General features: G+C 40.1%; 24 protein-coding genes. 8 read left to right on the top strand and 16 right to left on the bottom strand.

Features of this window, described 5'->3' with window-relative positions:
• Positions 1 to 29: 29 nt before the first annotated feature.
• The 3 genes from HWV58_RS09365 to HWV58_RS09375 form a co-directional block, all read right to left on the bottom strand.
• A complete protein-coding gene (locus HWV58_RS09365) occupies positions 30 to 779 on the bottom strand; it encodes a hypothetical protein (RefSeq protein ID WP_175633860.1) in 750 nt (249 codons plus the stop codon).
• Positions 780 to 1,158: 379 nt separating this feature from the next.
• Positions 1,159 to 2,028: a 1-aminocyclopropane-1-carboxylate deaminase/D-cysteine desulfhydrase gene (locus HWV58_RS09370; RefSeq protein WP_175633861.1), complete on the bottom strand. Its 870-nt coding sequence runs from the start codon at positions 2,026 to 2,028 to the stop codon at positions 1,159 to 1,161.
• 80 nt (positions 2,029 to 2,108) lie between these two features.
• A complete protein-coding gene (locus HWV58_RS09375) occupies positions 2,109 to 3,137 on the bottom strand; it encodes a DUF6588 family protein (protein ID WP_175633862.1) in 1,029 nt (342 codons plus the stop codon).
• Between the two features lie 94 nt (positions 3,138 to 3,231).
• Here HWV58_RS09375 and HWV58_RS09380 point away from each other — a divergent pair, with 94 nt between their 5' ends.
• From HWV58_RS09380 to HWV58_RS09390, 3 genes are all read left to right on the top strand, one after another.
• Positions 3,232 to 4,260 carry an RluA family pseudouridine synthase gene (locus tag HWV58_RS09380; protein ID WP_124560228.1) on the top strand — a complete coding sequence of 343 codons (1,029 nt, stop codon included), beginning with the start codon at positions 3,232 to 3,234 and terminating at the stop codon, positions 4,258 to 4,260.
• 3 nt (positions 4,261 to 4,263) lie between these two features.
• The gene (locus HWV58_RS09385; RefSeq protein ID WP_175633863.1) at positions 4,264 to 5,103 is read left to right on the top strand and encodes an aminotransferase class IV; all 840 of its coding nucleotides are present in this window, start codon (positions 4,264 to 4,266) and stop codon (positions 5,101 to 5,103) included.
• Positions 5,104 to 5,233: 130 nt separating this feature from the next.
• Positions 5,234 to 5,980: a hypothetical protein gene (locus tag HWV58_RS09390; RefSeq protein WP_175633864.1), complete on the top strand. Its 747-nt coding sequence runs from the start codon at positions 5,234 to 5,236 to the stop codon at positions 5,978 to 5,980.
• A gap of 58 nt (positions 5,981 to 6,038) precedes the next feature.
• On the opposite strand, the gene fmt is transcribed toward HWV58_RS09390, so the two are convergent.
• Positions 6,039 to 6,947 (bottom strand): methionyl-tRNA formyltransferase, encoded by a 909-nt coding sequence (gene fmt, locus HWV58_RS09395; protein ID WP_175633865.1) that lies wholly within the window; start codon positions 6,945 to 6,947, stop codon positions 6,039 to 6,041.
• Between the two features lie 88 nt (positions 6,948 to 7,035).
• On the opposite strand from fmt, the gene HWV58_RS09400 reads away from it, so the two are divergent.
• Together HWV58_RS09400 and HWV58_RS09405 are read left to right on the top strand one after the other, a co-directional pair.
• The gene (locus HWV58_RS09400; protein ID WP_175633866.1) at positions 7,036 to 8,079 is read left to right on the top strand and encodes a DNA topoisomerase IB; all 1,044 of its coding nucleotides are present in this window, start codon (positions 7,036 to 7,038) and stop codon (positions 8,077 to 8,079) included.
• 32 nt (positions 8,080 to 8,111) lie between these two features.
• Positions 8,112 to 9,971 carry a PAS domain-containing sensor histidine kinase gene (locus HWV58_RS09405; RefSeq protein ID WP_175633867.1) on the top strand — a complete coding sequence of 620 codons (1,860 nt, stop codon included), beginning with the start codon at positions 8,112 to 8,114 and terminating at the stop codon, positions 9,969 to 9,971.
• Between the two features lie 27 nt (positions 9,972 to 9,998).
• Here HWV58_RS09405 and HWV58_RS09410 read toward each other — a convergent pair whose 3' ends face one another.
• Entirely contained in the window at positions 9,999 to 10,205 is a 207-nt protein-coding gene (locus HWV58_RS09410) for a hypothetical protein (protein WP_175633868.1), read from the bottom strand.
• Between the two features lie 209 nt (positions 10,206 to 10,414).
• Positions 10,415 to 11,566 carry an exo-beta-N-acetylmuramidase NamZ family protein gene (locus HWV58_RS09415; protein WP_235972698.1) on the bottom strand — a complete coding sequence of 384 codons (1,152 nt, stop codon included), beginning with the start codon at positions 11,564 to 11,566 and terminating at the stop codon, positions 10,415 to 10,417.
• Between the two features lie 282 nt (positions 11,567 to 11,848).
• Here HWV58_RS09415 and HWV58_RS09420 point away from each other — a divergent pair, with 282 nt between their 5' ends.
• The gene (locus HWV58_RS09420; RefSeq protein ID WP_175633870.1) at positions 11,849 to 13,069 is read left to right on the top strand and encodes an ABC transporter permease; all 1,221 of its coding nucleotides are present in this window, start codon (positions 11,849 to 11,851) and stop codon (positions 13,067 to 13,069) included.
• Positions 13,070 to 13,146: 77 nt separating this feature from the next.
• On the opposite strand, the gene HWV58_RS09425 is transcribed toward HWV58_RS09420, so the two are convergent.
• Positions 13,147 to 13,590 (bottom strand): hypothetical protein, encoded by a 444-nt coding sequence (locus tag HWV58_RS09425; RefSeq protein ID WP_175633871.1) that lies wholly within the window; start codon positions 13,588 to 13,590, stop codon positions 13,147 to 13,149.
• A gap of 30 nt (positions 13,591 to 13,620) precedes the next feature.
• Positions 13,621 to 14,427 (bottom strand): tRNA pseudouridine(38-40) synthase TruA, encoded by an 807-nt coding sequence (gene truA / locus HWV58_RS09430; protein WP_175633872.1) that lies wholly within the window; start codon positions 14,425 to 14,427, stop codon positions 13,621 to 13,623.
• Positions 14,428 to 14,503: 76 nt separating this feature from the next.
• Here truA and HWV58_RS09435 point away from each other — a divergent pair, with 76 nt between their 5' ends.
• Positions 14,504 to 14,887 (top strand): YchJ family protein, encoded by a 384-nt coding sequence (locus HWV58_RS09435; protein WP_175633873.1) that lies wholly within the window; start codon positions 14,504 to 14,506, stop codon positions 14,885 to 14,887.
• 124 nt (positions 14,888 to 15,011) lie between these two features.
• Here HWV58_RS09435 and mazG read toward each other — a convergent pair whose 3' ends face one another.
• The 6 genes from mazG to mnmD all read right to left on the bottom strand — a co-directional run bounded on the left by mazG (position 15,012) and on the right by mnmD (position 20,023).
• Positions 15,012 to 15,818, bottom strand: a complete 807-nt coding sequence (gene mazG / locus HWV58_RS09440; RefSeq protein WP_175633874.1) for a nucleoside triphosphate pyrophosphohydrolase — start codon at positions 15,816 to 15,818, stop codon at positions 15,012 to 15,014.
• A 39-nt stretch (positions 15,819 to 15,857) separates the two neighbouring features.
• Positions 15,858 to 16,307 carry a DoxX family protein gene (locus HWV58_RS09445; protein ID WP_175633875.1) on the bottom strand — a complete coding sequence of 150 codons (450 nt, stop codon included), beginning with the start codon at positions 16,305 to 16,307 and terminating at the stop codon, positions 15,858 to 15,860.
• Positions 16,308 to 16,370: 63 nt separating this feature from the next.
• The gene (locus HWV58_RS09450) at positions 16,371 to 16,667 is read right to left on the bottom strand and encodes a hypothetical protein (RefSeq protein ID WP_175633876.1); all 297 of its coding nucleotides are present in this window, start codon (positions 16,665 to 16,667) and stop codon (positions 16,371 to 16,373) included.
• A 1-nt stretch (position 16,668) separates the two neighbouring features.
• Positions 16,669 to 17,778 carry an AI-2E family transporter gene (locus HWV58_RS09455; protein WP_175633877.1) on the bottom strand — a complete coding sequence of 370 codons (1,110 nt, stop codon included), beginning with the start codon at positions 17,776 to 17,778 and terminating at the stop codon, positions 16,669 to 16,671.
• 504 nt (positions 17,779 to 18,282) lie between these two features.
• Positions 18,283 to 19,230, bottom strand: coding sequence for an aldo/keto reductase (locus HWV58_RS09460; protein ID WP_175633878.1), 948 nt, complete (start codon positions 19,228 to 19,230; stop codon positions 18,283 to 18,285).
• 127 nt (positions 19,231 to 19,357) lie between these two features.
• The gene (mnmD, locus tag HWV58_RS09465; RefSeq protein ID WP_175633879.1) at positions 19,358 to 20,023 is read right to left on the bottom strand and encodes a tRNA (5-methylaminomethyl-2-thiouridine)(34)-methyltransferase MnmD; all 666 of its coding nucleotides are present in this window, start codon (positions 20,021 to 20,023) and stop codon (positions 19,358 to 19,360) included.
• Between the two features lie 100 nt (positions 20,024 to 20,123).
• Between mnmD and HWV58_RS09470 the strand changes: the two genes are divergently transcribed.
• Positions 20,124 to 20,462: an MmcQ/YjbR family DNA-binding protein gene (locus HWV58_RS09470; protein WP_175633880.1), complete on the top strand. Its 339-nt coding sequence runs from the start codon at positions 20,124 to 20,126 to the stop codon at positions 20,460 to 20,462.
• Positions 20,463 to 20,519: 57 nt separating this feature from the next.
• On the opposite strand, the gene HWV58_RS09475 is transcribed toward HWV58_RS09470, so the two are convergent.
• Entirely contained in the window at positions 20,520 to 21,317 is a 798-nt protein-coding gene (locus tag HWV58_RS09475) for a DUF2625 domain-containing protein (RefSeq protein ID WP_175633881.1), read from the bottom strand.
• A 212-nt stretch (positions 21,318 to 21,529) separates the two neighbouring features.
• Positions 21,530 to 23,566 (bottom strand): M13 family metallopeptidase, encoded by a 2,037-nt coding sequence (locus HWV58_RS09480; RefSeq protein WP_175633882.1) that lies wholly within the window; start codon positions 23,564 to 23,566, stop codon positions 21,530 to 21,532.
• Positions 23,567 to 23,683: the final 117 nt, after the last annotated feature.

Consider the following 23,683-nt stretch of genomic DNA (forward strand, 5'->3'; position numbering starts at 1 on the left):
GGTTTGCTAAATTATAGTTGCCCGAATATTTAAAATTTAATCGATAGTTTTTCCGATACCAAAGCGTTATCCTTATAATATTCAAAAAACCAGTTACCGTCTTTTTTTAAAACCACTCCGTTAGTACTGGTATTGCTGGCGATATAATAATCGGCTACAGTCGTTTTTAGCAAAGTAAGTACAATTTTAGGTGCTGAATCGATCAGTTGGTAACCATTGTTGATGGGTTGCGCATATAAAAGGGCTTCCGATTGTTTGGTGGTAGCTACAGCAGGTTGAGTAACAGGAGCAGGTGCAACTGTTTTTACTTCTTGGGTAGGTGTAACAGGGGTTGAATTAACCACAGCAGTACTGCCCGCTTCATAATGTAGATCGCCAAAAGAAGCAAAAGCATCTCTCATCGCAGCATTGTACGATTGCTTGTATTCTTTCTCTCTGCTTTTACCTTCTTTACTTTTCAGTACAATATTTCCTTTACAATCTTTAAGCACAAAGGTAAGATTGGTTACAAACATGCTGTTGTGTTCTTCTACGTCAATTACCAGAGCCTTACATCTGTCGGTTGCAATTTCTGAAGGTATTTCGGTGTTATCGTAATATACAGTGAAGCCTTTATCTTCAAAAAGCGCTTTGGCCAGTACATTTAAATTATACTGATTAGGCTGTTTGAGAAAGCCGAATTTTTCAGGTACAATTAAATACTTATAATTAATAGCGGCCGACTGTCCTTTTGCTGTAAATGATAAGGCCAAAAGAATGATAAAAAAATATGTTTTCATAACAGATATTTCGGTGAGGAATAAGATTCATGTTGAAGTTATGCAATGAATTAGAGAAAATCAAATTTGATAAATGTTAGCTGATTTAAATCTACGCTTTGTCGTCTGCTGGGACGCTAATTTTAATGATTTTTTTACCGTGTTTCTGGTATCAACATCCTGTAATTCACAACTTTATTGATATTTTTGCTTGAATGTGTATAAATATTCATACTACATCTATTAATTTGTGGTGTTGGTCTATTTGTGTCGCTTTAAATCACAGTGAATAATACCTTTATAATAAGAATCAAATCAACGGGACGATTTAGAAATCTTATTTGGGCTCCACAGCAATGTGGAGCCTTTTTTTATTTTTGAAACTCAAAATATTTAGCCCTTAAAACTTATCCTGCATGCCAAATAAGCCCATTAAGCCTCCGGTGTGGATAGCCAAAATACGTTCATCGCGGTGCAGTTTCCCTTCTTTTTCTAAATCGCAAATGGCATAAAACATTTTTGCCGTGTAAACCGGGTCTAAAAGCAATCCTGTTTGCGCAGTAAACGTTTTAATAAAATGAATCAGCTCTGGAGTATTTTTGGCGTAGCCGCCGAAGTGATAGTCTAAATGCAGTTCTAATTGTTTATCTATTGGAGTGTATCGGGCAATTTCGTCTGCTATAAATGCGCCACCTTTTAAAACCGGTATAACATGAAGTTTGGTATGGAGTTGTTGTTTTTGCAAACCTTTAAGTAAGCCGGCAGCGGTAGTTCCGGTTCCGGCCGCACAAAAAATATGATCGTAGGTTTCGGTTAATTCGCCAATTATTTCGGCACAGCCAAGGGTAGCTTCTATTGATGCGCCACCTTCATCTACAAAAAAGGCTTGTTGATTATCTGCAAAGTGATTTTCGAAAAGCTGGTGTTTATTGCGGTAGCTTTCGCGGTCGGTAAAAATAAGTTCCATACCGAATAAACTGCACAGCAAGAGCATTTCGTTTTTTACGGCTTCGCCACGCACAAAGGCCGTAGCTTTTAAATCTGACCTTGCTGCGGCAGCAGCAGTGGCGACCAGGTGGTTAGAATAAGCCCCGCCAAAAGTAACCAGGTGTGTTTTGTTTTCGGCTTTCGCTTTGGCAAGTATGTATTTCAGTTTACGCCATTTATTGCCAGAAATGTAAGGATCGATCAGGTCGTCGCGCTTTACCGATAAATGGCTGAAAGGGGCAAAGCTTACTTTTTGTTCCGGGCTGTAGATTTCTTTAAACACATGTAAAAATAAAAAACACCCGGGTATTTCGGGTGTTTTTTATTTTAATCAGTCAGGCTTGTAAACCTGCGGTTATGTTTTTATTTCCCAATACCGAATCCAAAACCGGCATTAACTACACTGTACTTGGCCTGGGTATATGAGGTATAAAATTTAAAGAAACCGAATTTTAACTGGAAACCTAAACTTCCCCTCACGCCATCTATATCGGTTTGTTTAACCGCTACCGGGTCAACATAGGTAGCATTGGTTCCGCCATCGGTAAACTGATAAGTACCTAAAGCTTTTAAATTGGTGTTCGAGGTCTGGTAACCTACACTGGCAAAAGGAGTGAAAAACAAGATTTTTTTCGAAACAATGGCATCGAAATTTACGCCGTTAAATTTCGCATCAATGCGTTGGTTCGAATTACCCGTATTGTTGATGTCTAAAGGCAGATCGTACTTGTATTGTGTAAAACCTCCTGCTATGGCAACATCTACCGGAAACAGTTTCTCGGTTGTTGAACCCATAAACAAAGGCAATAACTCAACCTTTGCACCAAAACCGATCATCGATAAGCTTCCTAAATCGCTACCCAGTTTTATTTTAGGCATGGCCCTTAAGGTAACATCGATGTTTTTAGGTAGGCCAAGTGTAGCCTGTATTTGTAATGCAGGTACCACATGGAAACCCACACCTTGTGGCAGGTTGAAAAATTTACCTGTAGGCGTACCACTGCTGGTATAAATTTGCATTTTGCCACCTTCGTGGTCATCGCCAAAAGCAGTTGGCCCAATTGAAGAAGCTCCGGGAGCGGGTTTAATGTTGCCCAAACCCAGGGTATTTACATCGTAACTTCTGCCTGCTTGTGGTACAAAAGATGCTGAAGCCGATACCCTTACATCAAATTTTAAGAATCCTTTCGATTTGGCGGTGTTGGTCCAGCCATCGGTTAAACCCAGTCCTAAACCTTTGTACAAAGGATCGAAATAGGCATTAATTAATTTGGTCGCATCGGCAGGACCCGAAACAAATAAGCTTCCAACATCCTGCTGTGCACTTACTTTTTGAGCGGTTACCAATAAAAATAAGGCACATAATGCCTTTAAAGCGTAGCATTTTCTCATATATAATAATTTGATTTAGAGTAAAGATAGAGCTGTTTTTCGCAAAACTGTAATCATTAAACAATTCTTGCTGTTAAAAGTTTATTTTTGCACCATGGAAAATGTGGTCGAATTGCAGGAATCGGAAGAGCAGGAATTATATGAACATTTAAAAATTATTGTCGATAAAGGGCAGTCTTTGCTACGCATCGATAAATTTTTGATGGTTCGTGTAGAAAATGCCTCGCGAAACCGTATTCAGAATGCCATTGATGCAGGTAATGTGCTGGTTAACCAGAAGCAAATCAAATCGAGTTATAAGGTTAAACCTTTTGATGAGATTTCGATTGTGTTGCCTCATCCGCCACGCGATACCGAAGTTTATCCAGAAGATATTCCACTGGATATTATTTATGAAGACAGCGATTTGCTGGTGGTAAATAAATCCGCCGGTATGGTGGTGCACCCCGGTTTTAACAATTATACTGGCACGCTGGTTAATGCTTTGGCTTTTCACTTTGAGCAGTTGCCGCAGTTGCCGGGCAATGATGGTCGCCCGGGTTTGGTACACCGCATTGATAAGGATACTTCGGGTTTGTTGCTGATCAGTAAAAACGAGAAATCGATTACTCATCTTGCCCGTCAGTTTTTCGATCACAGCATTACACGTAGGTACATTGCCTTGGTTTGGGGCGATATCGAAAACGACGGTACCGTAACAGGCTATATTGGCCGAAGTGCGAAAGATCGCCGTGTGATGGATATTTACGATGATGAAGAAAAAGGTAAATGGTCGGTAACCCACTATAAGGTTTTAAAGCGCTTGGGCTACGTTACGTTAATTAGCTGCGAACTCGAAACCGGCCGTACGCATCAAATCAGGGCACACATGCAGCACATTGGGCATCCGCTGTTTAGCGATGCCATGTACGGCGGCGATAAGATTTTAAAAGGAACTACGTTTAACAAGTACAAACAGTTTGTTGAAAATTGTTTTGAGTTATTGCCCCGACAGGCTTTACACGCGCAGAGTTTAGGTTTTATACATCCAACAACGAAAGAATATATGTACTTTGAATCGCCGCTACCCGACGATTTTAAAGCTGGTTTAACTAAATGGGAAAATTATATCGCTACATCATAAAATATGCTTCAACAGTACCTTTTATTTAATGATGAATTTCATGCGACAGATGCACCTGTTTTAAATGCCTCTAACCGGGCTTTCAAATTTGGCGATGGTTTGTTTGAAAGCATGCGGATGATTAACAACAAGCTACAGTTTGCCGATTTACATGCCGATAGGTTAACCGCTGGTATGAAAGCCCTGAAAATGGACGGACATGCCCTAATGGACGATTATTTTTTACGCCAGAAAACTGCCGATCTGGCCAAAAGGAACAAGTGGAATGGTAACGTGCGCTTTCGCCTTTCGGTTTACAGAGAAGGGGCAGGCGTTTATACACCTGAAATCAATAAAGCAGGTTACGTGCTGGAAGGGATTCCTTTAACTGCTTCAACATACGAATTAAACGGCAAGGGCCTCATTATCGATGTTTTTGATGAAATGACCAAGCCGGTTAACAAGCTGTCTAATTTTAAAACCTCAAACGCCTTGCTGTATGTAATGGCCGGGCTTTTTAAAAGTCAGAACCGTTTGGATGAGGCCATGATCTTAAACCAGCATGGTTTTCTGTGCGAAAGCATTAGCGCCAATGTTTTTGTGGTTTACAATAAGCAGGTTTACACCCCGGCATTAACCGAGGGGTGTGTAAGTGGTGTTATGCGCACAGCCATTATGCAGCTGTGCAAAATGAACGATATTCCGTTAATCGAAGCCCAGATTAATCCTGAAATATTAAAAGCGGCCGAGGAAGTTTTTATTACCAATGCCACTCAGGGAATACAATGGGTAATGGGCTATGGCCGTAAACGCTACTTTAACGAAGTTTCGAAGGTTTTAATCGATAAGCTGAACGCTCTATAGCCGTAATCAGTGATAAGTTTATGAGGCAAATTTCTTTTGCTTCGTTGATGTTACATTTTATTCCTACGGATTTGTGTTTGCCTGAACTATATTTTTAGTATTATTGGTTACACACACAAATTTAATCGAAATGAAAAAATTACTCATTCTCGTAATGGCTTGCTATGGCCTGAACGCACGTTCACAACAGTTGAACGAATCCAGAAACTTTCTGTATATCTATTCAGATTCTACAGTTTATGCACAAAAGATCAGATTACGCCCCGATTTTAGCGGCGGGTGGTCGCTCCGGGCCGATTCCAGGCGGGTGCCGGTATCGCAGGTCAAATTTTTCAACAATGAGGATGGTTTCTTTGCCAATACCCGGAAACTCAATCTTTTGGGACAAGCTTCCTTTGCTGAGCGGATAATTGAAGGTAAACTCAATATTTATCAGGAAGTGGTTTACGATGATACTCCCATTGATGCCGAATACTACGGTTTTAGAGATTACAGGAGGCAAGTGGTGAACAACCGAATGTTCATGAACAAAGGCTATAACGACCTGAAAAAAGCAAACTACCGCAATTTAAACGAGGCCATGGCCGATAATCCTAAAAGTTTAGCGTTATTAAGGCAGTACAGAAACACCAAAATTACCGGCATTGCCATGTATGTAGCAGCCGGGGCTGCAATTATTGCCAGTGGGGTTACACTGATGTCGGAGGGTAAACAAGTAGGAACCACATTCGGTGGTATGCCCAAATATGCAGACCGTAGTTATACCGGCAGTTTTGTTTTGCTGGGGCTTGGTGCTGCTTTGAGTATAGGTGGTTATTTTGTCGGCGAATCTGGTAAAAAAAATATCGAAAGGGCTGTCGATAATTATAACCGCTAGGGTTTAAAATGATAACCAGACAGCAACTAATTAAGCCTGTCTGGTTATTTTTTAAGCTTTACAAACGCATTCCCCTTAAGAAATCTTCAATCAACATGCGCTTTTTACCTTCGTACTGGATGTCTAAAAGTTTAATGAAGCCATCTTTAGCGGCAAATTTTAAATAGGTTTTGCCATCTGTTAAAAAGCCTCCGGCAACAATACCCGGTTCCTTATCTTCGAATTCTGCCTTGAAAACTTTCAGGGTTTTATCATTTAAAAAAGTAAATGCAGTAGGGTATGGGCTCAAACCACGGATCAAATTATAAATGGTTTGCGCCTGGTTGTTCCAGTCGATTTTACAATCGTCTTTAAAAATTTTAGGTGCATGTTTTAAATCTCCGCTTTGTGGTTGCGGTTGTTCACTTACCTCACCTGCTTCAATCGCTTTAAGCGTTTTTACCAACAGGTTGGCACCAATATGCATCAATTTATCGTGCAGGCCGCCAGCGGTTTCATCATCAGCAATGGCAACACTGTCGCTAAGGATAATATTACCTGTATCAATTTCATGCGTAAGGAAAAAGGTTGTTACACCACTCTCTTTTTCGCCGTTTATAATGGCGTGATTTATAGGGGCAGCGCCGCGGTATTGGGGTAAAAGCGATCCGTGCAGGTTAATCGTTCCTTTAGGAGGCATATTCCATACCACTTCTGGTAGCATTCTAAAAGCTACTACCACCTGTAAATCGGCTTTGTAGCTGGCTAGGGTTTCTAAAAATTCGGCGTTCTTAAGTTTTTCGGGCTGAAGCACTGGTATATGCTTTTCAACCGCGTATTTTTTTACTGCACTTTCGTTAAGCTTTTGCCCACGTCCGGCTGGCCGGTCTGGTGCTGTTACTACCGCAACAACATCAAAATTGGCTTGTACCAGTGCATCTAACGAAGCTACAGCAAAATCGGGGGTGCCCATAAAAACTATTCTCATAAGAAAGTGTTGTGTTTTAAAAATAACGTGGCTGGCCACTTAAAGTTTTGCAAAATAACTAAAAATAAACCCATACGTAAAGGTAAAAATGGTACAAGGCAAAGATGTTGTAAAAGCAAGTGGATTGGTGTACGTAACCGACAGTATGCCTGGTATATACCGGAAGGGCAAACCCGGTAAATTTCATTATGAAGATAAAGACGGTAAAAAAGTTACTGAAGACAAACATCTCGACCGGATTAAAGCCCTGGTAATTCCGCCCGCCTGGCAAAACGTATGGATTGCCAATAAACCCAATGCTTATTTGCAGGTTACGGGAATTGATGCCGCCGGGCGTAAGCAGTACAAATACCATCAAAAATGGACCAGCCGCCGCTCTGAAGATAAATATTTTCGTTTGCTCGAATTTGGCAAAGCCCTGCCCAAAGCCCGGAAAAACTTGCAGAAAGACCTCCGTCGAAAAGATTTCGACGAACGTAAGGTATTGGCCATTTCGGTTGATGTCCTCCAAAAAACACTCATCAGGGTAGGGAACGAAAGTTACAAGCAGCTTTATGGCTCTTTCGGACTAACCACCCTGCGCGACAAGCATGTAAAAATACAAGGCAGTAAAATTATCATGGATTTTGTTGGTAAAAAAGGAGTACAGCAGAAAGTAGAGCTGAACGACCGGACATTGGCCAAACTGGTTAAAAAATGCAGGGATATTCCCGGGCAGGAGCTTTTTCAGTTTTACACCAATGGAAGCGAACATAAAAGTATCGATTCTGGAAAAATAAATGCCTACATCAAAGAAATTACCGGCGATGATTTTACTGCAAAAGATTTCAGGACCTGGGGCGGAACACTCGAAGCCATGCGGCAGTTTGCCCAGTGTAAGCTTAATGAAAATGCCGAATTAAACAGTAAAAAAACAATTGTTGCCGTTTTAGATTGTGTAGCTAAAAAACTCGGCAATACCCGGGCGGTGTGTAAGAGTTCTTACGTTTACCCGCTTTTGCTTACAGCTTACGAAAACAATGAGCTGGAAAAATACCTGAAAAAGATGAATAATAATTTGCTTAAAGGGAACATTAGTCTGGAGCACAACGAAAAAGTGTTATTATCTTTTTTAAAATCAGGTAGCAAGTAAAAAAACCGATTATATTTGTTTTTTATCCTGTTATGCAAATCAACCTCGACGATAAAGCCAATATTTTTAATACGCTTATAGAAGAGTCTCCAATGCCGATAGCGCTTTATGTTGGCGAAAATATGGTTATTCAGGTAGCCAACAGGGCTATGCTTAAAGCCTGGGGCAGAGATGCATCGGTAATAGGTAAAGAACTGGCCCTTGCACTGCCCGAGTTAAAAGATCAGCCCTTTCTTAATATACTTAATCAGGTAAGAACTACCGCGGTGGCTTACGAAGCCAAAGAAGATAAGGTGGTACTTTTAAACGATAATGTACTCCAAACCTTCTATTTCGATTTTATATACAAACCACTAATGGATACCGACGGAAAGGTGTGGGGGATTTTAAATAACGCTACTGACGTAACCGAACTGGTAAATGCAAAGTTTAAGGTTGAGCAGAGTGAAGCCCTGTTCCGGCAGATGATTTATGATGCGCCTGTAGCTATTGGTATTTTGAGGGGAAGGGATCTCGTTATTGAAGATGCCAATGATGATTTGCTAAAAATATGGGGAAAAAGTAAAGCTGTAATCGGACTGAAACTTTTAGATGGCTTGCCCGAAATTATTGGCCAGCCTTTTCCTGATCTTTTATTGCAGGTGTACGATAGCGGAGTTGCCCACTATGGTTACGAAACAATGGCCCGGCTGGAGCGCAATGGCGTTTTAGGCGATTTCTATTTCAACTTTGTGTACGATCCGGTATTTGGTCAAGACGGACAGGTAGCCGGTATTATGGTTGTTGCCAACGAAGTTACGGCCCAGGTAATTTCCAAAATGGAAGCTGCCAAAAGTGAAGAACGTTTTCGCAATTTTCTGTACGATATACCAATGGCTACTGCCTACTACGAAACGGAAAACATCATCATCAGTCTGGCAAATGATGAAATGCTCTGTTTTTGGAACAAGGATAAAAGTGTAATTGGCAAGACCGTTGTAGAGGCCATACCCGAATTGAATGTTCAGCCTTTTGTAGGGATTTTAAAGGATGTGTACCGCACGGGAGTTACTTATCATGCCGATCAGGAAGAAGCCCGGTTATGGGTTAATGGTAAGGAAGAAAAACGTTGGTTCAGTTTTACCTATAAACCGCTAAAGGATTCGAATGGTAGGGTTTATGCCATTATCCATGCCGCAATGGATGTAACCAAGCAAGTGCATTTACAACAACAAAAAGACGAATTTTTGGGTATAGCGAGCCACGAATTAAAAACACCCGTAACCAGTATAAAAGCCTACGCGCAAGTGCTCGAACGCATGATCAGGAATGAGGGCGACGAGAAAAAGGCAAGCATGGTGCGTAAAATGGATCAGCAGCTAAACCGCCTAACCGGATTGATTGGCGATTTACTGGATGTAACCAAAATTCAGTCGGGTAAAATGACCTTTAATCCGGTAGAATTTGATTTTGATGCTGCGGTTGAAGAAATTGTAGAAGAAATGCAGCACATCAGTTCCAAGCATAAAATTATTTGTGGTTTAGCAAGTAATGCGATTGTTTTTGCAGATAGAGAGCGCATTGGACAGGTAATTACCAATTTTTTATCGAATGCGATTAAATACTCTACTGATTCCAGTGAGATAGATGTAACAACCTTTACCCAAGGTAGGGAAGTTATTTTGAGTGTTAAAGATTATGGCATCGGAATTTCGGCAGATATGCAACACCTTGTATTCGATCAGTTTTACCGCGTAGATGGAAATTTACAGCATACCTATCCGGGATTGGGCTTAGGCCTTTATATCTCGGCTGAAATTATCAAAAGTGAGGGCGGCAGGATCTGGGTAGAAAGTACAGCGGACCAAGGGGCTACTTTTTTCTTTGCGCTTAAAATAAAATCGTTCAGATAATACAATTACTGCAATCTGAACGATTATTTATGCTTTTGGAGCTTTTTTGATCGGGTGCACAGGTTGCTCTTCATTTTCACGCTGTTGAGCCGGATTATTTGTTCTAACAGGCTTATTGGGTAAACTGTCGTTTGCTTTTCTTACAGTTTTGTGATCAACAGGTTCCCTGCCTTTAGGTACTTCTTCCTGGTAATTGCTTCCTGGTTTGCTGCTTTTAACTTTTGGACCGCTCATTGCTTAATGATTAAATGAATGAATTTTGAATGTTTAAGCTTCTAAAGTTGAATGTTTCAGGTTTTAATGTTGACAACACTCAACAGAATACGCTATTTAATAACAATGCTTAATCTGTTAAGTTTGAAAAATTGTCTTATCATTCTTCCATTCAATCAATCAATCAGCCATTCAGTCGTTCTCTCATTCCATCATCCCTCATTCAAGAGCTACGGATAAAGCAGATACTTTTTACGCATGGTTTTATACGCGCTCAGGCCTGGTTCCCAGCTAGCCCTGATTTCGGCTTCACTTTTTCCATCAATAATCTGTTGCCTGAAATCACCAACACCCACCAGTCTTTCAATGGTACCCATTTCTTTGCTTAACTTAGAATTAAAGAAATCTTCTTTTTTAGGCGATGCCCGGTATAATGAAATTAACCACGACAAATTAACCTGCCTGCTCTTGCGCAGTTCGGCTGTATCGTAGGTTCTTAAATCCAGTCCGTAACAAACCTGATCCTGAAACAGTGGTGTTTCAGACATGCCTTTTATACTTTTGGGTGTAAAGCTAAAATCGAATTTACCTTCCAGATATGGTGCACCAACCACCGTAAACGGGAATTGAGTACCCCGACCATGATTTAAGTACGTGCCTTCAAATAAACAGGTAGATGGATAAAGTAAAATAGCTTGTTGTGTATTTAAGTTTGGAGAAGGTTTAACCGGTAAAGTGTACTCCATATCGTGTTTATAATTGGCATTTTTAATAACCGTAATCTTACATTTCACCTTATCCTTTAACCAGCCCTCGCCGTTTAACATTTGTGCATATTCGCCAACGGTTAAACCGTGTGCAATGGGAATAGGCTGTATGCCAATGCCCGATTTATACTTAGGATCTAAAATTGGTCCGTCAATTAAATAACCGTTCGGGTTTGGCCGGTCTAAAATCAACAAAGTTTTTTTGTTGGCTGCACAAGCTTCCATGACATGTTGCAACGTATTAATGTAGGTGTAAAACCGAACGCCAACATCCTGTATATCGAAAACCATGATGTCGATATCGGCGAGATCTTCTGCCGTAGGTGTACTGTGTTTGCCATAAAGCGAAATGGCTTTAATCCCCGTTTTAGTGTCTACATCATCGTTTACCGTAACACCGGCACTTGCATTTCCCCTGAAGCCATGCTCCGGACCAAATATTTTCTGAATTTTAACGCCTAATTTTAACAGGCTATCTACCGAAGTTTGTGTGCCGATAACGGAAGTGGGGTTAACTACCATGCCCACCCGTTTGCCTTTTAAAAGGGACAAATATTTCTCTGTTTGCTCGGCACCTGTTTTAAGTTCAGATGGAAGTTTCATCTTCCTGATCATCAGTTTTTTGTTTTCGAGGCCCTTGCCACCGGCAACTTCTTGTTCAAGCGGTTTGGGTTGGCCACAGGCCGATAAGGCAATTAAACTGGTTAAAGCAAAGCTGAGGTATTGTTTCATATCCGGTATATTCTAATCTTATGCAGCCGCGGCAAAACAACTTACCAGGGTTAATGGTATTTGCTTCAGGCAGGCTGCATGATTTTTAAAGTTGGTTATTTATTTTCGAAAATGCCATTTTTTAAAAGGAATTGAGCATTTTTGTTACTTAGAAACCTGTTAAAATTGAATTTCGAATATTTTATAGCCGGGCGGATAGCCGTTAAATCAGAACGTACTTTTTCAAAGCTCATTGTTCGCATTGCGATAGCAGGCGTAATGCTGAGTTTGGCGGTTATGATCCTTTCTATAGCCATTATTAAAGGTTTTAAAACCCAGATTCAGGATAAAGTGCGCGGTTATTTGGGCGATGTACAAATTACACGCTACGACCTGAATAATTCTTTTGAGCATTCGCCATTTGTTTTAGATGATACCACTAAAAACGACCTGAAAAACAATCCCAATATCGAATATTTTTATCCTTTCGCTACTAAACCTGCAATTCTTTCGGCCAATAACGAAATAGAAGGGATTAATTTTAAGGGAGTAGATAAAAGTTATAACTGGGATTACATTAAACAACATCTTATTAGCGGAACCATCATCAATTTTGCTGATAGTACCAGGGCGATGCAAGAACTGTTGATTTCAAATTATACGGCCAACCGCTTAAAATTAAAAACAGGCGATGATTTTATCATTTACTTTGTACAAAACCAGTTGCGCCCGCGGAAATTTAAAATTGTGGGTATTTACGATATTGGCGTAGAAGATATCGATAAAGGTTTTGTATTGGGCAACCTGAATATTGTTAAACGCTTAAACAACTGGGAACCTAACGAAATTGGAGGGGTAGAGATCAGAATTAAAGATTTTAATAAACTTCAACCCGTTGCCGATGAGATTTACGAAAAACTACCACGTAATCTACGTTCCTTTTCTATTGAAGAAAATTTCCCTAATATTTTTACCTGGCTGGGGCTGCTTGATGTAAATACCAATGTGTTGCTCATTTTAATGCTGATTGTAGGGGTAATTAACATGGTTACCGCCTTGTTGATCATGATTTTAGAGCGCACGAACATGATTGGGATGCTTAAATCGTTTGGGGCAACAAACTGGAGCATCATGAAGATTTTTCTTTACAATGCTGCTTATCTGATTGGTATTGGCTTATTGCTCGGTAATATTTTAGGTCTTGGGCTTGGCTTTTTTCAGCAGGCTACTCACATTTTCAAACTCAACCAGGCTTCGTATTTTTTAGCCTATGTGCCAATCGAATTTCATTTTATTGATGTGCTGTTACTCAATGTAGTTACTGTAGTGGTATGTTTAACGGTGTTGATTATCCCTTCGCTTTTAATCAGTAAAGTTTCACCATTAAAAGCAATCCGCTTTAAATAAGACATAAAAAAGCCTGGGTCATCAAATCAGATCATTTTCGATGCCCAGGCAACCTAAACCTAACTTTTATTCTCTTGCTAGTTAACTTTTTTCAAAATGTATTCATATTGCAGGTAAGCGTATGAGGTAGCCGGTAAGTTTTCGGTAGCTGCCGGCTTAAACTTCTTTTTAAGCGTAAGATCGGTCGCATTGCTTTTAACCTCGTATTCGCCATTTAAAATCATGTTCCAGTCAAAATCGGCGGTATAAACACCTTCATTAACAAAAACAGCAAGCCCTTTATCAAAAGTATATGTACCTGATCCTGCTGTAGGTTTGCTGGTATTTTTGTAAGAAATACTGAACTGTCCGTTCTTTAATGAAGCAACTACAGGATAAGTGCTCGGTACCGATTTTACACTGTTGGTTACCACCAGTAAGCCGGTATAATCGCCATCGTTTACCACATCAACCTTATTGGGCTTCTTACAGCCTAGTGACATGCCAAGGGTAAATAAAAGGATGATGATTTTAGCTTTCATACTCCTTAAACGGAATCCGAAAGTAAAACGCTACAGTCTAACCGAAATCCATTCAATTCCTTGCGTGCTATGTAAAAACTCGGTTCTGGGTGGGAGATTTAAATAGGGGTAGGTTACTTTAGAAAGGTATAGACCCGTAGGGTGCGCCGGATCTAAAGTTTTAGGTGTTTGCAGGTTAATTAGCAAGCTTTCAAATTCATCTAAACTCAGTTCGCCTAATCCGGTTTTTAAGATTTTTCCCATTAAAATACGGATCATTTTGCTTAAAAAGCGGTTGCTGGCAATGTGAAAGCGAATGCGGTCGCCTTTTTCGTTAACAAATAAGTCAGCTTCCATTACATTACAGATGGTATGTTCGTATTTGTTGGGCTGGGTACAAAATGCGCGGTAATCTTTATATTGTGGAAGCAGATTCACTGCCGCTTTCATCTTTTGAAGATCAAGTTGCGGAGTCTGGTAAAAAGAACTTTGGTTGCTTAAGAAAGGATCTTTATAAGTATGGATAAAATAATCGTACCTCCGTTGAACAGCATCGAAGCGGGCATGTGGGAGGCCTTCCATTGGAATGATATCGAAAACGGCGATGTTTTGCGGTAGCGCTTTGTTTAAGCGATAAAGCAGATCGAAATCGAAGGCTTTATCAATATCGGCATGAAAGAAAAACTGACTGGCATGAACATGTGCATCGGTTCTGCCACAACCAATAATTGGAACTTGCTGTTTTAAAATTTGTTCCAGTGCTTTTTCAATTACCGCCTGTACGCTAATGGCACCTGGTTGTTTTTGCCAGCCATTGTAATGCTGACCCTGATAAGCAATGTGGAAGAAGTATCTCATTATTTTGGATTGCAATTTTACGGAAATTTTGGCATCAAGGACATTAAATTCATAATTTGCCGCTCAAATAATCGAGATGAACATTACCAATTGTCCCTGCGGGAGCGGTTTACTTTACCAAAACTGCTGTAAACCATACCATTTAAAGCAACAAATCGCACCTACAGCCGAAGCCTTGATGCGTTCGCGGTACTCGGCTTTTGTAGTGTATGATGGTGATTATCTAGTTGAAACCACACACCGCAGCAAACGGAAGGGCAATAGCAAAGATGCCTATTTAAAAAGCGCAAAAAATACCAAATGGCTTAAACTCGAAATTGTTGCGGCAACTTTTGATACCGTAGAATTTAAAGCTTATTATCTCAATAAGAAATTCCAAACCGAAGTACTGCACGAAAAATCTAACTTTAAGTTAGAAGACGGGAAATGGTATTATGTTGATGGGGAATTCTATAGTTAAGGTAAAATCGCAGATTTAATATAAATTTTGCGAATTGAATCGCAAATTTCACATGAGTTTTGCGAATGTAATCGCAAATTTAATAAAAACGACTTTTCATGGCTTGTTGTGAAAGGTAAGAAAACTATACTTTTTTTGCCTCATTCCAATACACGTCCATTTCGGCAAGGGTCATGTCAGCCAATGTTTTACCGTTTTCTTTTGCCTTACTTTCGAGGTACTGAAAACGTTTAATAAATTTTTTATTGGTTTTTTCTAAGGCATTTTCAGGATTGATATTAATGAAACGAGCGTAATTGATCAGCGAGAAAAGTACATCTCCAAATTCTGACTCGGCTTTTTCTACATCAATAGCGATATTATCGGCTACGTTAAATTCCGATCTAAATTCCTGTAGTTCTTCCTCTACTTTTTCCCAAACCTGGTTTTTATTTTCCCAATCGAAACCCACTCCACGGGCTTTCTCCTGAATACGGGAAGCCTTAACGAGTGCGGGTAATGAACCCGGAACACCAGCCAGAACCGATTTGTTGCCTTCTTTAAGTTTAATCTGCTCCCAGTTACGTTTTACATCTTCTTCATTTTGCACTTCTATGTCGCCATAAATATGCGGGTGGCGGTTAACCAGTTTATCGCAAACTCCGTTTAAAACATCTGTAATATTAAATCCGTTGGTTTCTGAAGCAATACGCGAATAAAAAACCAGGTGCATCATTACATCGCCCAGTTCCTTTTTAATTTCATCCAGATCGCCTTCCAAAATTGCATCACTTAACTCATAAGTTTCTTCAATGGTTAAATGGCGCAGGGTTTCCATGGTTTGTTTTTTATCCCATGGGCATTGGGTACGTAAGGTATCTAAAACGGTTAGCAAACGCATAAAAGCGTCGGCAGGATTATTTGCACTGGCTGGAATTGGATTGTTAGGCATGTTTTATGGTGTTTTTACAACAGGGTGTGTAATTAGCTGTTAACGAATGCTAAAATACCAAACCCAGGCGATTAAGAAAAGCTGAAAGGGAATTCTGAACCATAAATATTTAATACCTGGTCCGGGTTTATATAAATCTTCGTAATTGATGCGGTGCTTTGCCGCATAAATATTGGATGGTACAACGGCAAGCAGAAAAAGCATTACTGCGAAGCCGGTGTAGTATCTGATGCTTTCAATCTGAAGGGCAATGGCAAACAAAATTTCGAGTACGCCGGTAATCAGGATAATTTCGACCTTTTTGGGAATAAAAAGGGGAATCATAGCGGCCATACTGGTTTTAAACTTAAAGTGGCCAATAGCCGTAAAAAGCAACATCACGCCCATAGCCATATTGCCAGCAAAAATATTTCCTTTATCGAATGTGGTATGCCCGCCAAAGGCAAGCAGGGCAACATAAACAACGAGTAATACGAACAAAGGTTTCATGCCTCAAATATGTAAATTAACAGGCAAATACGTTTAAAACCTGGTGTAATGGAGTTGTAAAAATCACGAAATCAAATTAAAGGCAATTAATATAGTGGCGATAAACAGCACCACTAATCCTGAAAGGAAAATAAAATCTGCACTTTTTTCAAGCCTTTGACTTACCGCATCGCCTTTTCTCATCGAAATAAAAGATAAAATACAACTGGTCATAAATAGGATAACGGCTGCAACGGCAAACTCATCAATAATCGAACTATCGGCGAGGTTTAGTTTTTTTAAAGAGGTGAGCACAATAAAACAAATCCCCAGTAAATTGGCCGAAGTACTTAAAATGTGTGGCGAACGGTTCTCTGCCATGCTAATCTTTTTCCTCCAGTTTAATTTTTTTAGTAATGCGGTAAACCCGTTTTTTCTTCTCGGGTTTATGTTCTTCGCCCATTAAAATACCCCAGGGTTTAAGGTTGTCGATCCGGTCGAAAATGATTTTGAGCATAGCGAGGTAGGGAATACACAAAAACATACCCGAAATACCCCATATCATTTCGCCAACCACAATACCTATAAAGGCAAACAGTGCATTGATTTTTACTTTAGAGCCCACCACCAATGGCATTAAAATATTCCCGTCAATAGCATGAACACCAACAAAAGCAATTAAAACCAATAAAACTTTACCTGCACCTGCAGTGGCGAAAGTAATTAAACAGCTAATGAGTAAGGCAAAGAAAATGCCCAGATACGGAACCACATTAAAAATGCCTGCCACCAAACCCAATAAAACTGCATATTTTACCCCTAAAAGGCTGAGTACGGTAATCATTAAGATGGTTACGATTAGCATTTGCAAGAACAAACCAATAATGTATTTCTTAATGATATACTGGATTTGCGATACAATTTCGCTTACCTTTTCTTTGTGTTCTTCTTTAAATACTGATGTTAAAAAGGTAAAAAGTACCCTGCGGTAGTTTAGAATAAAAAAGGTAAACAAGAGGGTGAAGCCCAGGAATAACAGGGTTGAAGATAACGTAGCCAGCGTGGTAGCTACAATAGCAGCACTGGTTGCGAGGGCTTTTTCGGTACTATCGTTCAGGTAAGCTAGCTGTTTTTCGGAGTTTACATGAAAGGTTTTCGAAATCCAATGTTGCAGTTCATGGTAAGATACATCTGCTTTTTCCTTTAACAAAGGCCAGTCTGCCCACAAATCGCTCAACTGATTTCCGAAAAAATATACAATACCGCCAATTACCGCGATCATTAATATCACTGAAAGCAGTGTTGATAAACTTCTTTTAAATTTAAACCGTTGTTCCAGAAAATTGGCTACCGGAAGCAATAGTATGCCCATTAAAAAGGAGAAAAGAAGTGGAGCGAGGAGCGACTGCCCTAAAATGGCTATGTAGGTTAAGCTAATTAAACAGAAAAGTACCAGCGCAAGCTTAGGCAGGAATGATAATTTGTCTTTCATAAAAATAAGTTCTGTTTAATACAATCAGGCTGGCTAAATGTTTTAATCTATGTAGCGGTAAAATACCTGTACAAAATATTAATATTATCTGTCTTTTTTTGAAAAATATCGGAATTATAAAGGATATAGCTGGTAGAGTAGTTATTACAGATGTAAATAATTTCTTAAAGAGCTGTGACACGCGGGGATGGGTAACGTTATTGCTTCAGTTGTATTCATGGGGGCTCCGCCATTTTCTTTCGAAGCAAGTGAGATGGCTGGGGCTGTGGAGGCCGAAAAATTTATTAGGCCGGATTTAAGTAGAATTGAGATACTTTTCTAAGGCCTTGTTGGATGGAAATGCATAAACGATTATTGAATAGTGTTAATGATAGCTTATCGAATGACTCCCGCTCAAATAACCTCAAGGTGCTTCGATTACCTGTCCCAATTTTTCATCGGGAGGCTCTAATTGACAAATTTTAAGAGAACCAACCTTACAGGATGGTTCTCCATTAAAACTTTTTAATAAACACTGGCTTTATCCAGTAGCGAAATATCTTCTGCGCTTAACTTTAAATTAGCAGCTTCGGTAAAAGATTTGAGTTGGTTTAAATCGGTAACGCTGGCAATTGGGGCTGTAACCGACGGATGGTAAAGCAGCCAGGCCAATGCTACCGATGCCTGTTCTACGCCATGTGTTTCTGCAACCTGATCTAATGCCCCAAGGATTTTAAAACCCCGGTCGTTCAGGTATTTTTTTGCGCCACCTCCCCGCTGACTTTTACTTAAATCGGCTTCGCTGCGGTACTTTCCGCTTAAAAAACCACTGGCCAGCGCATAATAGGTAACTACGCCCAGGTTATGTTCCAGACAAGTTTTTTCGTGTTCTGCTTCAAATCCTTCACGATCGTATAGGTTGTAACCCGGCTGGTACACTTCGTAACGGGGTAAATTATGCTCGTTCGAGAAAATTAACGACTCTTTTAATCGATTGGCCGAAAAGTTCGATGCGCCGATCCAGCGTACTTTGCCGGCTTTAATCAGGCTATCGTAAGCGCTTAGGGTTTCTTCTACTGGTGTATTTTCATCATCATAATGCGAAAAATACAAGTCTATATAATCAGTTTGCAGGCGGTTTAATGAATGCTCGACCTGGTTAATGATGTAATCTTTTTTAAGCGATTTGCCCTGGCCCATATCTGAGCCTACTTTGGTGGCAATAATTACATCGTGCCGTTTGCCATGCGTTTTTAACCAGTTTCCAATAATGGTTTCCGATTCTCCGCCTTTATTGCCAGGCACCCAACGCGAGTAAACATCGGCTGTATCTATACAATTAAAGCCACTTTCGATAAAATGGTCTAAAATTTCGAATGATTTTGCCTGATCAATGGTCCAGCCAAAAACGTTGCCGCCAAAAACAACCGGTGCTATATTTAAATCTGATTTACCTAATATTCTTTTTTGCATGATTTGAATTTTATAATAGGATTAACAAACAGAATTAAATGCAGTTTTAAGAAAAGGTCTTGTTAATGTCAGTGTTTGTTTCAGTTATCAAGATTTAACCATCATCTTCCCTCATCCATTTTCCATCTTACGTCCCCTTTACTGCTCTCAGCATCTCCCTCTTTCCAGGTGCACCAGGTAGTTTTTCGATGTTAAAGCCACAGGCTTTTACGGCCCGTTTTAATTTTCCGGTAATGGCGTAGGTTACAAAAGTACCCCCGGGCTTTAAAAAACTGCAGGCATGGGCAATAATCTCATCACTCCACATCTCGGGCTGATGCTGCACAGAAAAGGCATCGTAATAAATAATGTCGAATTTTTTAGGCGTATTAAATGCGGCTAAGGTAGTATGCGGAATTTCGAGTGTGCTTAACGCCGATAGTGACTGAGGGGCTTGAAGGGCTGCCTCATAGTTATTGATAAAAGTATTCCAAATGGCTTGCGGTACATAGACCGAATAACCCGTTTGTTCAATTAATGTTGTTGATAAGGGAAAGGCCTCGATACTGGTGTAATCGAGTTGAATATTATGGATTTCGCAGTATTCGAGGCTTAAAATAAAATTTAAACCCGTTCCAAAACCGACTTCCAGAACAGCTATTTCAGGCTTGCCGGCAGAAGCAAATTTTAACCCAGCCTCAATAAATACGTGTTTGCTTTCCTGCAAGGCACCATGTTTGCTATGGTAATGTTCGCCTATGGTTTCGTTGTAAAGGGTATTCGAACCATCAGCGGTTGGGGTTATAATGTTCATGGGGCCTGGTGGAATTAATGATTTCTTTATGGAGGGCAAAATTAGCATTTTCTATCTGCCTTTCGGCTTTTGTTATTAGCTTTGCCTTAAATCTTTAAAAATGGATATCGAAACCTTCAGAGAATATTGTTTGAGTTTGCCCGGTACAACAGAGGGTATGAAATGGGGCCATTTGTGTTTCATGATCGAAGAAAAAATGTTCTTCATTATCGCCATTGACGAAGATAACAGTTTCTCGATCAAATGCGATCCGGAAGAATTTGATGCCCTAACTGTAAGAGATGGCATACAACAAGCTCACCACATGGCTAAACGCCAATGGATCCGTGTAGCCAATTTAGAGGTATTTAACGATACTGAACTAAAAAGCAGGGTAGAAGCATCGCGCGCCATGGTATTGGCTAAACTATCAAAGAAAGTTCAAGCTAAATACGCGTAGTTTATTCGCGGAGCCACAAAATTATAGAGTTTTGCAGATGCAATTTTCAGCTAAGCATTATTGCTCGGTTTTGGGTTCCTCTTTTTTCGAGTTGTCTTTTTTTATGCCTTTATCAGCATTCAATTCCTTCGACTTCATGATATTAAAACGGTACATTTCTTCGATTCCAACTAGTTTGCGGGTACATTTTTCAATATCAGTGCCTTCTTCCCACAGGTAAGGGCGGAAGCTGTAGGTTTTGGTGCCATCTAAATTGGCAATGAACTGGTTCCAGCTACTCCAGCGTAAGCCTTTGTAAAAATTAGACAGGTCGCTGTCGAAACAGAAAACCAAAAACTCGCCATAACCTGCACCAAGCGGTTGCCAGCTTAAACTGTTGGGCTCCAGGTAATATACGTTTTTAATATCAGGGCCTAAACCGCCATAGTTAATGGCAAAAAAACCACCAACGGCATCATCGGCAACCAACAGATAAGGCATGTTATCGCCATATTCTTTAATGGTTTTGCCTTTATTCCATTCAGAAACAGAGCGGTTTAAACGCTCGCTTCCCGAACCTAGAATCCTGATCCAGCCATTATCAACCATTATACCTCCGGTATTGTAAATTACCGAACCCAGGGTAGAGTAGGTAGAAATCTGCGTATTGTATAACACTTCTTTAGCTTTTGTCGAATCAACCGACAGAATCTCGACCTTGTTTTTGGCAGAATCGATCCATTTTTTTACCAGGGGCCACGCCGGATCTTTTTTATTAATTAATTCTTCGGCACTAAACAGTTTGTTTTGTGCAAAGCCGGTTAAAGAAACAAAAGTTAAAGCCAGGATGGAAAGTGTTTTGATTGCGCTTTTCATGGTATGATGGAATGTTTTTTCAAAGATAGAATGATATTTAACAATAGCCGAAAGGAGGACAATTAATTTTTGAATGTTAACCAGAAATCAATATAAAAACAAACGCCCCAATTAAAATCGGGGCGTTTACAATATAGGGATGAAATATTCTGTAGGTTTTGGCAAGTTGGTAAAAGCCTTACGCCTTCAACCTTTATGCACTTCACCTTAAATTACCACATTCTGATCCTGTCTTCTGGTTTTTTATATAATTTATCACCAGGTTTAACATCAAAGGCGTTGTACCAGGCATCCATGTTTACAGGGGCACCAATTGTACGGTACGGGCCTGGAGAGTGAGGATCGGTTTTAATTAACTGGGCAGCACTTTCTGGTAAGATGTTACCTCTCCAAACCTGTGCCCAGGCCAGGAAGAAACGTTGATCTGGCGTAAAACCATCAATTTTTTCATTGCTCTGGCCTTGTTTGGTCATTTTGAAAGCGGTATAAGCTGCATTTAAACCACCTAAATCGCCAATGTTTTCACCCATGGTTAATTTACCAATTACATGTACGGTATCCAATACGGTGTAAGCGTCAAACTGTTCGCCAAGGGCTTTTGTCTTAGCATCAAATTTAGCTTTATCATCGGCAGTCCACCAGTTTTTTAGGTTACCTGCAGCATCGTACTGGCTTCCGCTATCGTCAAAACCATGACTCATTTCGTGACCAATTACTGCACCAATACCGCCATAGTTAACGGCATCATCGGCATTAGGATCGAAGAAAGGGAATTGTAAAATACCTGCAGGGAAAACAATTTCGTTTAGCGTTGGGCTATAATAAGCATTTACTGTTGGCGGAGTCATGCCGAAGCGTTTGCGGTCAACAGGTTTACCCAATTGATTAACCATTTCGTTATAGCTCCAAACACTTGCATTGCGTAAGTTTTGGAAGTAAGTACCTTTATTGATCACTAAACCATCGTAGTTTTTCCATTTTTCAGGATAACCTACTTTTGGTGTAAAAGCATGTAGTTTAGCCAGTGCTTTCTGTTTGGTTTCAGGGCTCATCCACTCTAAACCATTAATTCTGATTTCGAAAGCTTTACGCAGGTTCACAATCATCTGGTTCATGCGTTCCTTCGCCTCTGGTTTAAAATATTTGGCTACATAAAGCTGGCCCAATAATTCGCCAATGGTGCCATCGGTTAACGACGACATGCGTTGCCAGCGTGGTGTTTGTACTTTCTGGCCGGTTTGTGCCTGGGTAAAGGCGAAACTGGCTTTCACAAAGGGAGAACTTAAGCTGGATGCCGATCCTTTTAAAATGTTCCATTCCAAATAGGTTTTCCAATCGGCTACAGAAACTGATTTTAACATGCCATCTAAGCTTGCCATAAACTTAGGCGACGATACTAATACAGTATCCTGACCTTTAATTTTAAATTTTGGCAGGTAGGCTGACCAATTGATATCTGGTGTTTTTTTATTGAGCTCGGCAACAGTAAGTTTGTTATAAGTGGCGTAAGGATCACGCATTTCCAAACGGCTCATCTGTGCTTCTGCAAATTGCTTTTCGATGGCAAAAACAGTTGCTGCCTTTTGTTTGGCCTCTTCTGCACTGCTACCGGTTAAGGTAAACAGGGTAACCATATAGGTATTGTAAGCCTCGCGGATTTTGACACTGCGGGCATCGTCTTTTAAATAATAATCGCGATCGGGTAAAGTGGTACCACCCTGACCAATGTTAACCATGTATTTGTTTACATTTTTACGGTCCTGGCCTACACCTACACCAAACATGGCGCCGGCTAAACCATTTACGCGCATGTACGCCACCTGATCCAGAACGCCCGGGATATCTTTAATTTGCTGAATTTTAGCTAAATCGGCTTTGATTGGAGTATAGCCTAAATTTTCGATGGTTAAGCTATCCATTGCAGCGGTGTAAAAATCGCCCACCCTGCGTTTTACTGATCCGGCAGGTGCTGTTTTATCGGCTGCAGCATCTTCAACAAGTGTTTTTACTGCGTTGATGTTGAAATCGCGAAGTTCGTTGAAAGAGCCCCAGCGTGTTTCTTTAGCCGGAACAGGATTGTTTTTTACCCAGGTACCACTTGCATATTGGTAAAAATCATCGCCCGGCTTAACCGATAAATCCATATTGGCTGGGTCGATAAATTTTTTGATGGTTTGTGCGTTTGCAGAAAAGCCAGCAGCAACTATACCCAGTGCCGCAAAATATCTTTTCAAATTTTGGTATTTCATTCGCTTAAAATAAGTTAGTTTATAATGCGAAATTTATGAAATACTAATTAATACTGTGGTAATATATTAGAAATATTACTTGTAAAACCAGTAGTAAATTTTTGCCAAACCTAGCCG

Origin of the sequence: Pedobacter ghigonis, from assembly GCF_903166585.1 — a bacterium.
GTDB lineage: Bacteria > Bacteroidota > Bacteroidia > Sphingobacteriales > Sphingobacteriaceae > Pedobacter > Pedobacter ghigonis.